The organism is Luteibacter pinisoli (assembly GCF_006385595.1).
Taxonomy (GTDB): domain Bacteria; phylum Pseudomonadota; class Gammaproteobacteria; order Xanthomonadales; family Rhodanobacteraceae; genus Luteibacter; species Luteibacter pinisoli.
The window spans coordinates 3,335,011-3,348,610 of record NZ_CP041046.1 but is presented as its reverse complement, the minus strand read 5'-3'; the positions used below and the strand labels follow the sequence as shown (position 1 = coordinate 3,348,610).

General features: G+C 65.5%; 14 protein-coding genes and 1 pseudogene. 8 read left to right on the top strand and 7 right to left on the bottom strand.

Annotated elements, in window-relative coordinates; all coding sequences use genetic code 11:
- Window positions 1–57: 57 nt before the first annotated feature.
- Complete coding sequence (locus FIV34_RS15245) at window positions 58–2,040, bottom strand: alpha/beta hydrolase family protein (protein ID WP_139984213.1); 1,983 nt, start codon at window positions 2,038–2,040, stop codon at window positions 58–60.
- A gap of 151 nt (window positions 2,041–2,191) precedes the next feature.
- Here FIV34_RS15245 and lgt point away from each other — a divergent pair, with 151 nt between their 5' ends.
- Both lgt and FIV34_RS21135 read left to right on the top strand, forming a co-directional pair.
- The gene (gene lgt, locus FIV34_RS21140; protein ID WP_139984211.1) at window positions 2,192–3,022 is read left to right on the top strand and encodes a prolipoprotein diacylglyceryl transferase; all 831 of its coding nucleotides are present in this window, start codon (window positions 2,192–2,194) and stop codon (window positions 3,020–3,022) included.
- A 15-nt stretch (window positions 3,023–3,037) separates the two neighbouring features.
- On the top strand, window positions 3,038–3,832 hold the full coding sequence (locus tag FIV34_RS21135; protein WP_139984208.1) for a thymidylate synthase: 795 nt from the start codon (window positions 3,038–3,040) through the stop codon (window positions 3,830–3,832).
- Here the strand turns inward: FIV34_RS21135 and FIV34_RS15230 are convergent.
- A complete protein-coding gene (locus FIV34_RS15230) occupies window positions 3,790–4,584 on the bottom strand; it encodes an alpha/beta fold hydrolase (RefSeq protein WP_139984206.1) in 795 nt (264 codons plus the stop codon). The genes FIV34_RS21135 and FIV34_RS15230 overlap by 43 nt on opposite strands.
- A 153-nt stretch (window positions 4,585–4,737) precedes the next feature.
- Here FIV34_RS15230 and FIV34_RS15225 point away from each other — a divergent pair, with 153 nt between their 5' ends.
- The 6 genes and pseudogenes from FIV34_RS15225 to FIV34_RS15200 all read left to right on the top strand — a co-directional run bounded on the left by FIV34_RS15225 (window position 4,738) and on the right by FIV34_RS15200 (window position 8,516).
- Window positions 4,738–5,172: a pyridoxamine 5'-phosphate oxidase family protein gene (locus tag FIV34_RS15225; RefSeq protein ID WP_139984204.1), complete on the top strand. Its 435-nt coding sequence runs from the start codon at window positions 4,738–4,740 to the stop codon at window positions 5,170–5,172.
- A gap of 53 nt (window positions 5,173–5,225) precedes the next feature.
- Window positions 5,226–5,846 (top strand): hypothetical protein, encoded by a 621-nt coding sequence (locus FIV34_RS15220; protein ID WP_139984202.1) that lies wholly within the window; start codon window positions 5,226–5,228, stop codon window positions 5,844–5,846.
- 73 nt (window positions 5,847–5,919) lie between these two features.
- Window positions 5,920–6,762 (top strand): annotated as a pseudogene (locus FIV34_RS15215) (glutathione-independent formaldehyde dehydrogenase); the annotation flags it as partial.
- Between the two features lie 401 nt (window positions 6,763–7,163).
- On the top strand, window positions 7,164–7,376 hold the full coding sequence (locus FIV34_RS15210; RefSeq protein ID WP_139984198.1) for a hypothetical protein: 213 nt from the start codon (window positions 7,164–7,166) through the stop codon (window positions 7,374–7,376).
- A gap of 574 nt (window positions 7,377–7,950) precedes the next feature.
- On the top strand, window positions 7,951–8,223 hold the full coding sequence (locus FIV34_RS15205) for a hypothetical protein (protein WP_139984196.1): 273 nt from the start codon (window positions 7,951–7,953) through the stop codon (window positions 8,221–8,223).
- Window positions 8,220–8,516 carry a hypothetical protein gene (locus FIV34_RS15200; protein ID WP_139984194.1) on the top strand — a complete coding sequence of 99 codons (297 nt, stop codon included), beginning with the start codon at window positions 8,220–8,222 and terminating at the stop codon, window positions 8,514–8,516. Before FIV34_RS15205 ends, FIV34_RS15200 begins: the two co-directional genes overlap by 4 nt.
- A 4-nt stretch (window positions 8,517–8,520) precedes the next feature.
- On the opposite strand, the gene FIV34_RS15195 is transcribed toward FIV34_RS15200, so the two are convergent.
- The 5 genes from FIV34_RS15195 to FIV34_RS15175 all read right to left on the bottom strand — a co-directional run bounded on the left by FIV34_RS15195 (window position 8,521) and on the right by FIV34_RS15175 (window position 13,510).
- The gene (locus FIV34_RS15195; protein ID WP_139984192.1) at window positions 8,521–9,642 is read right to left on the bottom strand and encodes a sulfate/molybdate ABC transporter ATP-binding protein; all 1,122 of its coding nucleotides are present in this window, start codon (window positions 9,640–9,642) and stop codon (window positions 8,521–8,523) included.
- Complete coding sequence (cysW, locus tag FIV34_RS15190) at window positions 9,639–10,490, bottom strand: sulfate ABC transporter permease subunit CysW (RefSeq protein WP_139984189.1); 852 nt, start codon at window positions 10,488–10,490, stop codon at window positions 9,639–9,641. Before cysW ends, FIV34_RS15195 begins: the two co-directional genes overlap by 4 nt.
- Window positions 10,487–11,311: a sulfate ABC transporter permease subunit CysT gene (gene cysT / locus FIV34_RS15185; RefSeq protein ID WP_139984187.1), complete on the bottom strand. Its 825-nt coding sequence runs from the start codon at window positions 11,309–11,311 to the stop codon at window positions 10,487–10,489. The genes cysW and cysT overlap by 4 nt, the downstream gene beginning before the upstream one ends.
- A 2-nt stretch (window positions 11,312–11,313) precedes the next feature.
- A complete protein-coding gene (locus FIV34_RS15180; RefSeq protein WP_139984185.1) occupies window positions 11,314–12,312 on the bottom strand; it encodes a sulfate ABC transporter substrate-binding protein in 999 nt (332 codons plus the stop codon).
- A 94-nt stretch (window positions 12,313–12,406) separates the two neighbouring features.
- Window positions 12,407–13,510 carry an NADH:flavin oxidoreductase/NADH oxidase gene (locus tag FIV34_RS15175; protein WP_139984183.1) on the bottom strand — a complete coding sequence of 368 codons (1,104 nt, stop codon included), beginning with the start codon at window positions 13,508–13,510 and terminating at the stop codon, window positions 12,407–12,409.
- Window positions 13,511–13,600 lie beyond the last annotated feature (90 nt).

Sequence of the window (13,600 nt, the reverse complement as noted above, 5' to 3'; positions counted from 1 at the left end):
AACGCTTGCGGCCGCAAGGGGCAACCGCCACCCGTCACAGGTGGCGGTTGCGTGCCCTCAGGGGGCCGCTGACTTGCTGCTTGCGCCGTCGCCGATATTACGGTCCAGGAAGGCGGCGAGCTTGTCGAAGAGCTCCTCCACGTTGGCCGGTTTGACGAAGCCATGCTTCTCGTCCGGCTTGGTCAGGGTCTCGTACGGCTTGTGCGCCGCGTCCAGCGCGGCCTTCATGGCCTTGAACTGGGCGAACGGGGCGCGCTCGTCGTCTTCGCCGTGCACCAGCATGATCGGCAGGTTCAGCTTGTCGGCCATGCGGTCCGGGGAGTTGGCCACGAGCATGGCCGGGTCGGTGCCCAGGGTCATTTCCAGTTCGCTCTTCAGGCGCTTGTTCTGCTGGATATCACCCTTCTCGTACATCATCGGCAGGTCGTAGATGCCGGCGTAGCCCACCGCGCACTTGAACATGCCCGGCTCGCGGATCGGCGCCATCATGGCGGAGTAGCCGCCGAAGCTGCCGCCGAACACGCAGACGCGCGAGGCATCGGCGAAGTTCTGGCCGATCGCCCACTTCACGCCATCGATCAGGTCGTTCTGCAGCAGGCCGCCCCACTCGTGGTAACCGGACGTGATGAAGTGCTTGCCGCGGCCATCGGAGCCACGGAAGTTCACCTGCAGCACCAGGTAGCCACGGCTGGCGAGGAACTGCGAGGTCTCGTCATACGCCCACGTGTCCTTTTCCTCGAACGGGCCGCCGTGGGGCATCAGCACCATGGGCAGCTTCGATTCCGGCTTGCCCTTCGGGAAGGTGAGGATCGCCTCAAGCTCTTCGCCATCGCGCGCCTTGAAGTGCAGCGAGCGGCGCTCGGCCATCTTCGACGGGTCGATCCACGGCGCCAGGGTGAACAGCGGCGTGACCTTGTAGGTTTTCGTATTGATCAGCATCACGCGGCCCGGGTCGCGGTCGCTCCAGATGCTGAACATCAATTCGCTGCCGTCCTCGCTGAAGGAATTGAAATCCAGGGCATAGCCCGGGAATTTCTGCGAGATCGCCATGTGCAGCTTGGCGGTGGGGTCCTGCGGATCGACGTAGGTGACGGTCGGCAGGCCGGTTTCGGCGCGGGTGGCGAAGGGACGGTAGGGCTGCGCCGTCCACAGGCCGGTCGACGACACCTGGCTGAAGGAATCCTTGCGGATGACGCGCACATTGCCGCCGGTGTCATCCTGTTCCACGAGCGCGCCGCCCACGCCATCCGGACTGTACTCGGCGTAGATGCGCGTGCTGCCGGCCACCTGGGCGATCGGCGAGAAGCGCTGGTGCTCGCGGTCCATCTCGACCTTGGCCCAGCCGCCGTTCGCGTCGCGGCGGAATACCACCCACTTGTGCTCGTTGTTCACGCCGTAGGTAAAACGCGGCACGCCCTGCGGGTCCACCATGAACACCATGTAGCCGATGCCGATATCGGCCATCTGCCGGCGCGCGCTGGTCTGTGCGTCCACGTCGTACAGCGTGCTGCGGTCCTGGTCTTCCCAGGAGACGCTGCGCATGTAGAAATGGCCATTGGCGACCGGCGGCTTGCCGTCGATGAAACCCCAGCCGCGGTCGAGGGCGCGCGTGGCAACGCGCTTGCCCACGGCCTCGAAGCCGTACAGGTAATCGGGCTTCTTGCCATCGATATCCACGGCCATCAGCTCGCCGGTGGTGGTTTCGCGGCCGATGGAGCCGTCCACCTTGCCGCGGGCCACGACCAGGCGCGTGTTGCTCGTCCACATGATGTCGGCGGGCATCTCATACGGCGGCATGCGGATCAGCGTGATCGGCTTGGTCATGTCGCTGATGCTGAAGATGGCCAGGCCGTGGGTCTTGCCGTCGGGGTCGTGGTAGGCCACGGAGACGTGCTGGCCGTCGGGCGAGAGCAGCGGGTTGGTCAGCGGCGCGTGGCGGGCGAAGTCGGCCGTCGGGATCAGGTCGGCGGCGGTGGCACCGGTGGTGCACGCGGCCAGGCAGAGCGCGGCCAGCAGCGGCCGGGCAAGGCGTAAGGTCATGCGGTTTCTCCCCTGTGTAGCATCCATGTCCGCCATCTCCCCAGACGGCGTTCCGGCAGGCTCTATAGCGTATCCGGCAGGGGTTCCACAAGGCGGCGTGCGGCAAGCGGGGGCGGTACACTGGGGAATCGCCCCCGCCCTGTGCTTTTCCATGGCCACTCCGTTCGTCGTTCAGTTCGATCCCGTCGCGTTCCACCTCGGCCCTGTGCTGGTCCACTGGTACGGCCTGATGTACCTGGGCGGGTTCCTCGGCGGCTGGGGGCTGGGCGAATACCGCCGCCGCCAGGGCCGCCTTCCGGTGAACGCCGACCGCTTCAGCGACCTGATGTTCTACGCCATGATGGGCGTGGTGGTGGGTGGCCGGGTGGGCTACATGCTGTTCTACACGGCCATCAACTGGATCTGGACCGACCCGCTGGCGCTGTTCCGGGTCTGGGACGGCGGCATGAGCTTCCACGGCGGCCTGCTCGGCGTCCTGGCTGCCGGCCTGTGGTGGTCGCGGCGCAACCACGTAAAATTCTTCGATGCGGTGGATTTCGTCGCCCCGCTGGTGCCCGTGGGCCTCGGCCTCGGCCGCCTGGGCAACTTCATCAACGGCGAGCTGTGGGGCAAGCCGACCGACCTGCCCATCGGCATGATCTTCCCGCACGCCCCGGACGCGCTGCCGCGCCACCCGAACCCCCTGTACGAATTCGCGCTGGAAGGCGTCGTGATGTTCATCGTGCTGTGGGTGTTCTCGATGAAGCCGCGGCCGCGCTATGCCGTCTCGGGCCTGTTCGCCCTGATGTACGGCGTGTTCCGCTTCATCATCGAGTTCGTCCGCGTGCCGGATGCCCAGCTGGGCTACCTGGCGTTCGGCTGGCTCACCATGGGCCAGATCCTGTCGCTGCCGCTGATCGCGGTGGGCATCCTGTTGCTGGCGATGTCGCGCCGGGCGCCGTACGCACCCGTGGCCGCGCCCGCGGCCGCCACCGCCTCCTGATAACGTAGACCGACCATGCAGCCCTACCTCGAACTGCTCCGCCACGTCCTCGACCACGGCGCCGAGAAGGCCGACCGTACCGGCACCGGCACGCGCAGCGTGTTCGGCTGGCAGATGCGTTACGACCTGGGCAAGGGCTTCCCGCTGGTCACCACGAAGAAGCTGCACCTGCGCTCGATCATCCACGAGCTGATCTGGTTCCTGCAGGGCGATACGAACATCGCGTACCTGAAGGAAAACGGCGTCAGCATCTGGGACGAGTGGGCCGATGACAACGGCGACCTCGGCCCGGTGTACGGCCGCCAGTGGCGCGCATGGCCCACGGCCGACGGCAAGGTGGTCGACCAGATCGCCTGGGTGGTCGACGAGATCAAGCGCAACCCGGACTCGCGCCGCCTGATCGTATCCGCATGGAACGTGGGCGAGCTGCCGAAGATGGCGCTGATGCCGTGCCACACGATGTTCCAGTTCTACGTGGCCAACGGCAAACTCTCCTGCCAGCTGTACCAGCGTTCGGGCGATATCTTCCTCGGCATCCCATTCAACATCGCCAGCTACGCGCTGCTCACCCACATGATCGCCCAGGTGACCGGCCTGGAAGTGGGCGACTTCGTGCACACGCTGGGCGATGCGCACCTGTACTCCAACCACATCGAGCAGGCGCAGAAGCAGCTGTCGCGCGAGCCGCGTGCGCTGCCGAAGCTGGTGCTGAATCCGGAAGTGAAGAACATCTTCGACTTCCGCTTCGAGGATGTGTCGATCGTTGATTACGATCCGTATCCGGCGATCAAGGCACCCGTGGCGGTTTGATCCAGGCACCGTGCTGCAAAGCGGTCGATTTCTTCCCGGAAGCGCTCGGGCGCTTCCAGGGGAAGCAGGTGGCCCGAATCTGCAATCACGCTTGAGCTGACGATGGCGGAGCGTACCGGCTCGGCGAGGAGCCGTTTGTGCGGAGAGCGGGCACCGAAGATCAGCCCGGTAGGCGTCTGACGCATGACCTTGCTCACGGCGAGCTCGTAGTTGGGCGTGACGGTTTCCAGCAAGATCGAGCGTGCCATCTGATGCAACGCGGCAGCGTCCTGATAGCGGAGCCAGTCCCCCATGCGGGTGAGGTTCACTTCGGTAATGGGCACGCCGTCCGCCCGCAGTAACCGTGCGGGGTCGTTGCGCATGCGGCCGAGCCAGTCCTGGACATCGGGCAATGACATCGGGCCTAACCTGGCCGCCAGGAACGCGTCGCTGGCCGCGAGATTGCCCTCGGCAATCAGCAGCGCGGCGATGCGCGACGGATGCAGTTGCGCGAGTCGGATGGCGATCGTCGCCCCGGCCGAGTGAGCGACCACGAGAACCCGTGCGTTCCCCATCGCCCGATCGATCTGATCCATCACGTGGTCGACCTGCGCACCCACGTTGATAGCCGAGGCGGGGTAGTCGCGGAACCTGCCGTAGCCGAGAAGGTCCGGCGCGAACAGACCGGTGTCCCCATGCCGGCCCACGGACTGCAGATGGCCGATGAAGCCATGAACCAGGACGATGGGTAGGGCGGACGGTTGAACGGTCATATCCCGGTATCGGCCGCGACGCACCCGTCTTGAGCGGGTCAGGATCCATCTTCACGCGCGGCCCGAACCGTTACGTCGCGTTCGGTCAACCTTCACGCCCCGCACCACCGATGCGGGCCCATCCTCGGGGAAACCCCAAACGAGGATGGCGCCATGACCGACCGCACACTGCAGGATCTCGCCAAGGCCATGGCCGATATCGACTTCGCCATGCTGCAGACCCATACCGCCCGCGGCGAAATTGCCGGCCGGCCGATGAGCAACAACGGCGACGTGGACTACGATGGCGATAGCTGGTTCTTCGGCGATGACAAAGCGCACTTCGTGGCCGAGATCGAAGCCAACCCGGCGGTAGCGCTCTCCTTCACGGGCGCAAAGTCACTTTTTGGCAAGCCGCCGCTGTTTGTGGCCGTCGAGGGTCGCGGCGAACTGATACGCGACAAGGCCCTGATGCAGGCGCACTGGCACAAGGCGCTGGATCGCTGGTTTGAGCAGGGTGTCGACACGCCGGGCATCGTGATGCTGAAAGTGCAAGCCACGCGCATCACCTGGTGGGACGGGATGGAGGAAGGTGAAATCGTGCCCTGACCGTTCCGGCGTCCCCTATGGCCGGTTACACTCGCCGGTCAAGGGGGAACACCATGCTGATGGACATCGAGCCAACTGAGCCTCGGAAAACCGGGCACCACAAGCTAGACCTCATTCTGGCTGGGTCAGCCGTCTTTCTTTCGCTTGTATCGCTGGGCGTCGCTGTCCTCCACGGACATACGATGGAACGCATGGCGGAGGCGAACGCCCAGCTTGTGCAGGCGAACTCGTGGCCTTTCCTTCAGACCGACTCGGGTAACCAGTCCGGGTCTGGCGAGCAGAAGATCACGCTGTCCGTTTCGAACAGCGGTGTCGGTCCGGCGAAGATCTACGCGGCCCGCGTGCTCTACAAGGGGAAGACGGTCCAGAACTGGGACACGTTCCTCGCGGACTGCTGCTCTGCCCCAGGCGAAGCTGCGTTGCCTTACTCCGCCGCGATTGCGAGCCCCGTGGTTCTGAGGGCCGGCGACAGCGTGAACCTGCTTAGCGTGCCGCATCCGGGCGGTGGCTCCCAGGCGTGGGACAAACTCAATATCGAACGGGGCAATATCTCGTTCGAGTTCTGCTATTGCTCGGTGTTCGACGACTGCTGGCAAACCGACGGTCGAAGCCTCCAGCCGCGACCGGTGGATAGCTGCCCTGGCGCCTCGGAGGTTGTATCCAAGCGGCGGTGAGGTAGCTGCAATCCTTCACGCCTGTGCAGGTGGGTTCACCGCTTGCGGACATACCCCTTCCAGCCATCCGGCCATGGTGACGGTTCACTCGCTCGAGGGAATCGTCATGAAAGCACTCGTCTACAACGGTCCAAAGGATGTCGTCGTCAAGACGGTGCCCGATGCTCGCATTGAAAAGCCTACGGATGTGCTCGTACGCATCACCACGACGAACATCTGCGGCTCAGACCTTCACATGTACGAAGGGCGCACGGACGTTGAGCAAGGGAAGATCCTTGGCCACGAGAACATGGGCGAAGTCATCGAGGTGGGTCCCGCCGTCGACAGGGTGAAGGTCGGCGATCGGGTCGTCCTGCCATTCAACATCGGCTGTGGCTTTTGCCGGAATTGCGAGGCGGGGCTGACTGGCTTCTGCCTCACGACCAACCCCGGAAGCGCAGGCGCTGCCTATGGCTTTGCGGGCATGGGGCCCTACAGCGGAGGGCAGGCTGAACTGCTCCGCGTGCCTTATGCCGACTTCAACTGCCTGGTTCTGCCGGAGGATGCGCAGGAGAAGGAGCTCGACTACGTGCTCCTCTCGGACATTTTTCCCACCGGATGGCACGCCACGGAGCTTGCCGGCCTGCAGCCCGGCGAGAGCATCGTTATCTACGGCGCGGGCCCGGTGGGTCTGATGGCCGCACTCTCCGCCTGCGTGAAGGGCGCGGCGCAGGTCATCGTCGTCGATAGACACCCCGACCGGCTGAAGCTGGCGCGGAATTTCGGCGCCACGACCGTTGACGATTCGAAGGGTGACCACGTCGCCCAGATTCTCGAACTGACCAAGGGCGGGGCCGACCGAGGCTGCGAATGCGTCGGCTACCAGTGCCACGATCATCACGGTCACGAGCGTCCGAATGCCACCATGAATGACCTTGTCGCTTCCGTGCGTCCCACGGGTGGCCTTGGCGTTGTCGGTGTCTTCGTTCCCAAGGACCCCGGCGCTGAGGATGCCCTCGCCAAGGAAGGCAAGATTGCCTTCGACATGGGCACGTTCTGGTTCAAGGGACAGTTCATGCGCACCGGCCAGGCCAACGTGAAGCACTACAACCGCCGGCTACGTGAGTTGATTCATCGCGGCAAGGCCGCACCGTCGGAAATCATTTCCCACCAGCTCTCACTCGATGAGGCGCCCGAGGCTTACCGCAACTTTGACGACAGGAAGGACGGCTGGACGAAGGTGGTTCTGCATCCGGGTAAGTGAGCAATCACCTTGACTCGACGCGGCCGCCTGCATCGTTTCGCGCTGTGAATTCGTTGAAGTCTGTTGAGGCACCGATGGCGTTGATCCGCATTTTCGTCATGTACCCCGCTGGCACCACCTCCACGTGGCACGTCTCCGTGGATGGTGCCGACGGTAGTTCCCACAGCGACGGCCTGCTAGCCATCCAGGCGGCGGTGGAACGCGCGCAGGCCCTGGAACAGCTCGGCCACGAGGTCATCGTCAAGCAGGAAGGCGCTGACGGCAGCTGGCAGATCCTTCGGGAGTGAGAAATCCCGCAGTCGGTGTGTGGTCAGTCGACCTCTGAAAAGTGCAGTGCATGCGTCGATTCGCGTTTGCGGCTCTGTGCTCCCAGCCCCTACAGACAACGCAAAACGCATTTGCTAGGGTTCATCTGTCGCCTCGCCAGTCACGAACTCCGAGGCGACCACCGCTAAGGCGGTGAGACGCGAGCCAGGTGTGGTGGAACACACCTGACCCGCTAACCGCAACCAACTTATCGAGAGTTGATTATGGCTACCCTTGATCATACGGCACCCGCTCGCCCGCCGAATCCCCCCGGCGACACCTCACCGGTCCACGGGCCGCCTGCATAAGCCGCAGGCACGGTTGAAGAACTGCGGCGAAGCCGTTTTTTTGAGGCAATTCTTGATCGGATGAGGCAGGCGTTACGCCTGGTGCGCCTCTTCGACGGTTGTCGTCGCATCCACTTCGTCAATCAAGCCACCCGGCGTCCGGTCACGGGCAGCCGGTGAACCCGCGATCCTATGGTCCGTGGCACGGCAGGCGTGTGTTTGTCTGTCGTGCCACGTCAGGAAAGCGGGCTGACAAGGAGCGAAAACAATGAATGCAATGGATGAGAAAACCGCGTGCCCGTCCGCAGGCACTCCCGTGGACGACGAACCGTCGATTCATGACCTGCTCAATGAGGCGAGGCTGTGGTTGCAGTACGCGCACGGCGTCACGACCACATTGGCAGACTTGGTACACGAGTCGGACGAACTTGATCCCAAGCAGCTCAGCTTGTCCCTGGAAGCGATAGCGGCCATGACGCAAGCCGGGTTGGAGCGCATGGGCGAGGCGCACGTGCAGTGGGCGTGGCGCGGCGAGCCGTGACCTCGGGTGCCTTCCGCGATACATTGCGGGCACGCGGGTTCGCCCGAGGGGCGGTTTGGGTCACTGACGACAGGACGGGGGCATCACTGATGGCCGGGTTTCTCTCATTCGACTTCACGCCGTTCCAGGCACTGATGATCGCCTGTGCGGTGATCGAAGCGGGGCTCATTTTTGCCCAGTTGCGCTACGTGCCAAAAACCCCGCAAACGCGCCGCCTTCAGACGGCCGCCCTGGGCGTTGGCTTCGTCGTCATCATCGGCGCGGCGCTGTTCAAGCTTCGGCTGGTCGCCTGACGATTCAACCCGGGCGCCCGGGCCCCTGGATGACCCAGCGCTCACCGGCGATAGGCAAAGCGGCAGGGCCATCCTCAACCGGAAACGCGATCAGCCGTGTTGGCGCAACACGCAGTGCCGCCCCTGGCGCGAGGTCGTAACGCGCGAGGTCCTCGCTGGCGATATCGACCTCCAGCGTCTGGTCTATGTCGGGCACGTGGATATCCAGGTGGGCCACGCTGCCTGCCAGGTAGACGTGCCGCAGGCGCGCGTCCCATGCGGGTTCGTCGTCGGGCACGGAGAGGGAGAGGTGTTCCGGCCTGACGTAGGCCACGGCTGAGCGGTGCGAGCTGCCTGGCGGGCCTGCTTCTGTCGACCAGCTGCCGGCACGCCACGCGTCATCGGCACGCTGGAGCACGATCCGATTCGTCCGCCCCACAAACTCGCAGACGAACGGCGTAGCGGGGTCGTGGTAGATCGCATGCGGCGGGCCGACCTGCTCGATGCGCCCCTTGTTCATCACCGCGACGCGATCGGCGAGCTCAAGCGCCTCTTCCTGGTCGTGGGTGACGAACACCGTGGTCAGGCCGAGTTCTTCGTGCAGCTCGCGCAGCCAGCGACGCAATGCCGTGCGCACCTGCGCATCGAGGGCGCCGAAGGGTTCATCGAGCAGGAGCACATCCGGTTCCACCGCGAGCGCCCGCGCCAGGGCGACACGCTGGCGCTGGCCGCCGGAAAGCTGGCTGGGGTAGCGTCCGCCGAGGTCACCCAGCTGCACGCGTTTCAGCAGGGTATCGACGCGGGTGCGGATCTCTTCGCGCGATGGCCGGCGCTTGCGCGGCCGTACCCGCAGGCCGAACGCCACGTTCTCGCGTACCGTCAGGTGCCGGAACAATGCGTAATGCTGGAAGACGAGGCCGACGTTACGCTCGCGCGCACTCGCCGCCAGGAAGTCCTCGCCGTCCTGGGTGACGCCGCCCTTATCCGGATAATCGAGGCCGGCCAAGATGCGCAGTAGCGTGGTTTTCCCCGATCCCGACGGCCCGACCAGGGCGAGGAATTCGCCCGGCGCGATATCGATGCTCACGTCGTCGAGCGCGGCGAGGCCGGCGAACTGACGCGATAGCCTTTGCACGGCAAGTGTCATCGGTGGCCCTCGGCGGCGTTGTGGTAGCGCCATTCCAGGGCCGCTTTCACGGCGAGGGTCAGCAAGGCCAGCAGGGCGAGCAGTGAGGCGATGGCGAAGGCTCCGACGTAGTTGTATTCGTTGTAGCGCATCTCGACTTCCAGCGGCATGGTGGTGGTGAGCCCGCGGATATGGCCGGAGACCACCGACACGGCACCGAACTCGCCCATGGCGCGCGCGTTGCAGAGCAGGACGCCGTAAAGGAGCGCCCAGCGGATATTGGGCAGCGTCACCCGGAAGAACATCTGCAGCCCGCTGGCGCCGAGCACACGTGCCACTTCTTCTTCTTCACTGCCTTGCGCCTGCATCAGCGGAATCAGTTCGCGTGCGACAAACGGCAGCGTGATGAAAATCGTGGCGAGGACGAGGCCGGGCACGGCGAAGATGATCTTGATGTCGTGCGCCGCCAGCCACGGGCCGAACCAGCCCTGCGCGCCGAACATCAGCACGTACAGCAGGCCGGACACCACCGGTGACACGGAGAGCGGCAGATCGATAAGCGCACCCAGCAGGGCCTTGCCGCGGAAGGTGAAGCGGGTCATCGCCCACGCGGCCGCCACGCCGAACACCACGTTGAGCGGCACGGTGATCGCCGCGACGAGCAGCGTCAGCAGGATGGCGGCCATGGCTTCGGGCTGGTCCAGGCTTTCGACAAACGCGTGGGTGCCCTGGCGGAAGGCCTCGACGAACACCGCCGCCAACGGCACCAGCAGGAACACGCACAGGAACACGCACGCGACGACGATCAGCGCCAGCCGGCCGAGCTGTCGCCCGGTGCCGACGCGGCGGCGGGGGGCGTGCGCCGTCATCGCGGCACCTCTGCCCAGCGTCGGGTCCAGCGCTGCAGCGCCGACACCAGCACCAGCAGCACGAGGGAGAACGCCAGCATCACCACGCCCAATGCCGCCGCCGTGGCGTAGTCGAACTCCTCGAGCCGCTGCACGATGAGCAGCGGCGCGATCTCCGAGCGCATCGGGATATTGCCGGCGATGAAGATCACCGAGCCGTATTCGCCCACCGCACGGGCGAGGGCCAGGGCGAAGCCGGTGAGCAGGGTCGGCACCAGGGTGGGGAGGATCACCCGCAGGAAGGTCTGCAGCCCCGTCGCCCCGAGGCTTTCGGCGGCGTCTTCCACGTCCTGTTCGAGCGACTGCAACACGGGTTGCAGCGTGCGCACCACGAAGGGGAAACCCACGAACACCATGGCCAGCAGTACGCCGAGCGGCGTGTAGGCGAACGAGATGCCCAGCGGCACCAGCCACCGGCCCAGCCAGCCATTGGGCGCATAGACGGCCGTCAGCGCGATGCCGGCCACGGCGGTGGGCAGGGCGAAGGGCAGGTCGATGAAGGCGTCGAGCACGCGGCGCCCGGGGAAGCGATAGCGAACCAGGGCCCAGGTCACCAGCAGGCCGATGAAGACATTCACCGTCGCGGCGAGCAGGGCGCCGCCGAAGCTGAGCTTCAGCGCGGCCAGCGTGCGCGGCGATGACAGCAGGCGCAACAGGCCCGCAAATCCGACATCGGAGGCCTTCCACGCCAGGGCCGCCAGCGGCAGCAGGACGATGAGGCCCAGGTACGTGACCGTGTAGCCAAGGCTCAGGCCGAAGCCGGGCAGCACCCGCCGACGCATGCCTAGTTGCCCGGGCCGATCTGGTCGAAGAGGGCGCCCTCGGCAAAGAACTTCGCCTGGGCCTTGCGCCAGTCGCCGAACACCTCGGCGAGGGTAAAGGTTGCAACCTTCGGGAACTGCGCGGCGTACTTCGCGGCCACCTCGGGAGAGCGCGGGCGATAGAAATTCCGTGCCTCGATGTCCTGCGCCTGGGGCGAATAAAGGAACTTCAGGTAAGCGTCGGCGACCTCACGCGTGCCGTGTGCGGCCGCGTTCCTGTCGACGACGGCGACCGGCGGCTCGGCCAGGATGGTGATGGACGGCACGACGATGTCGAACTGGTCGCCGCCGGGTTCTTTCTTCGCCAGCAGCGCTTCGTTCTCCCAGGCGATGAGGACATCGCCGATGCCGCGCTGGGTGAAGGTATTCGTCGCGCCACGCGCACCGGTATCGAGGACGGGCACATGCTGGAACAGCGTCTTGACGAAGGCCTTCGCCTTATCGTCGTTGCCGCCGGGCAGCTTCAGTGCGTAACCCCACGCGGCGAGGAAATTCCAGCGCGCGCCGCCGGAGGTCTTCGGGTTTGGTGTGACCACCTGCACGCCGGTCTTGACCAGGTCGCCCCAGTCGCGGATGCCCTTCGGGTTGCCCTTGCGCACCAGGAACACGATGGTGGAGGTGTAGGGCGATGCGTTCTCGGGCAGGCGCGTCTGCCAGTCCTTCGCCAGCAGGCCGCGGTCGGCGATGGCGTCGATGTCGTAGGCCAGTGCGAGGGTCACGACGTCGGCGGGCAAGCCGTCGACGACGGCGCGCGCTTGCTTGCCCGAGCCGCCGTGGGACATCTGGATGGTCACGGTGTCGCCGTGTTTGGCCTTCCAGTCGGCGATGAAGGCGGTGTTCACGGCCTTGTAGAGCTCACGGGTGGGGTCGTACGACACGTTAAGCAGCGTGACGTCCTTGCCCACCGCAGGGAGGGCAAGGGCGGTGGCCGCAAAGGCCCATAGCAGGGGACGAAGCTTCATCGAGCCGCTCCTTCAACAGGGCGAAAGGGGATGCGTTGATGAAGCTGGTCAGGATGTCGTCGTAACGTGAAACGCGAGGGTTTTCCCTGCCCGTTTACGCGCGCATCGGCGCGTAGCGTTCCAGCCAGTGGGCGTACGACGGCGGCAGGGTCCACGATGCGCGCGGCACGCCCAGGGCCATGGCCGCCTTGTACGGCCAGTGCGGGTCGGAGAGGTGCGCGCGGCCGACCATCACCAGGTCCATCTGTCCCTCGGTGACGACGCGGTTGGCGGCGAGCGGATCGTCGATGCCCCAGGCCGCGGCGACCGGCAGGCCGGCCTCGCGACGGACGCGTTCGGCGATGGGGCCGAGGAAGGCCGAGCCCCACGGAATCTTCGTTTCCGCAATGGTGAAGCCGACGCTGACGTTGAGCAGGTCCAGCCCGCCTTCGCGCATCTTGCGCACGAGGTCGATGGATTCGGCGAGGGTCTCGTCGTCGCGGCCGTCGTATTCGAGCACGCCGAAACGGGCGGTGAGCGGCAGGTGCTCCGGCCACACCTCGCGCACGGCGGCGAGGGTTTCCAGCAGGAAGCGGCCACGGTTTTCGGCGTTGCCGCCGTAGCGGTCGTCGCGCTGGTTCGAATGCGCGGAGAAGAAGCTCTGGGCGAGGTAGCCGTGCGCGAAGTGCAGCTCCAGCCACTCGAAGCCGGCGGCCAGCGCACGCTTCGCGGCGGCAACGAAGTCCGCCTTAACGCGGGCGATGTCGTCCAGGGTCATGGCGCGTGGCGTGCGGGGCAGGCCGTGGCCGTAGGCGATAGCCGAGGGGCCGATGGTCTCCCAGCTACGCGGGTCCGCGGCGTCGATGTGGTCGTCGCCGTCCCACGGGCGCTCGGCGCTGGCCTTGCGGCCGGCGTGGGCAATCTGGATGCCCGGCACGGCGCCCGCGCTCTTGATCGAGGCGGCGATGCGGGAAAGACCGTCCACGTGGGCGTCGTCCCAGATACCCAGACAGGCCGGGGTGATGCGGCCGTCGGCCGAGACGCCGGTGGCTTCCACGATGACCAGGCCAGCACCGCCGCGGGCGATGGCGGCGTAGTGCACCTGGTGCCAGTCGTTGGTGAAGCCGTCGTCGGCGCGGTACTGGCACATCGGCGGGATGGCGATGCGGTTGCGGAGGGTGACGTCCTTCAGGGTGAAGGGGGTGAACAAAGCGGACATCGAGGAGCCTTAAGGAAAATCGTATGCCAGCAAAGATAGGGGTCTGGACCTATAATAAGAAGAGCACATTCCTAATCGTTTTTATAAGAA

What these genes read in the sequence shown, in the direction of transcription:
- cysW (WP_139984189.1), bottom strand. Translation starts at nt 10,490, where the DNA reads ATGACGGCGCACGCCCCCCGCCGCCGCGTCGGCACCGGGCGACAGCTC.
- FIV34_RS15180 (WP_139984185.1), bottom strand. Translation starts at nt 12,312, where the DNA reads ATGAAGCTTCGTCCCCTGCTATGGGCCTTTGCGGCCACCGCCCTTGCC.
- FIV34_RS15245 (WP_139984213.1), bottom strand. Translation starts at nt 2,040, where the DNA reads ATGACCTTACGCCTTGCCCGGCCGCTGCTGGCCGCGCTCTGCCTGGCC.
- FIV34_RS15175 (WP_139984183.1), bottom strand. Translation starts at nt 13,510, where the DNA reads ATGTCCGCTTTGTTCACCCCCTTCACCCTGAAGGACGTCACCCTCCGC.
- lgt (WP_139984211.1), top strand. Translation starts at nt 2,192, where the DNA reads ATGGCCACTCCGTTCGTCGTTCAGTTCGATCCCGTCGCGTTCCACCTC.
- FIV34_RS21135 (WP_139984208.1), top strand. Translation starts at nt 3,038, where the DNA reads ATGCAGCCCTACCTCGAACTGCTCCGCCACGTCCTCGACCACGGCGCC.
- FIV34_RS15220 (WP_139984202.1), top strand. Translation starts at nt 5,226, where the DNA reads ATGCTGATGGACATCGAGCCAACTGAGCCTCGGAAAACCGGGCACCAC.
- cysT (WP_139984187.1), bottom strand. Translation starts at nt 11,311, where the DNA reads ATGCGTCGGCGGGTGCTGCCCGGCTTCGGCCTGAGCCTTGGCTACACG.
- FIV34_RS15210 (WP_139984198.1), top strand. Translation starts at nt 7,164, where the DNA reads ATGGCGTTGATCCGCATTTTCGTCATGTACCCCGCTGGCACCACCTCC.
- FIV34_RS15225 (WP_139984204.1), top strand. Translation starts at nt 4,738, where the DNA reads ATGACCGACCGCACACTGCAGGATCTCGCCAAGGCCATGGCCGATATC.
- FIV34_RS15230 (WP_139984206.1), bottom strand. Translation starts at nt 4,584, where the DNA reads ATGACCGTTCAACCGTCCGCCCTACCCATCGTCCTGGTTCATGGCTTC.
- FIV34_RS15205 (WP_139984196.1), top strand. Translation starts at nt 7,951, where the DNA reads ATGAATGCAATGGATGAGAAAACCGCGTGCCCGTCCGCAGGCACTCCC.
- FIV34_RS15195 (WP_139984192.1), bottom strand. Translation starts at nt 9,642, where the DNA reads ATGACACTTGCCGTGCAAAGGCTATCGCGTCAGTTCGCCGGCCTCGCC.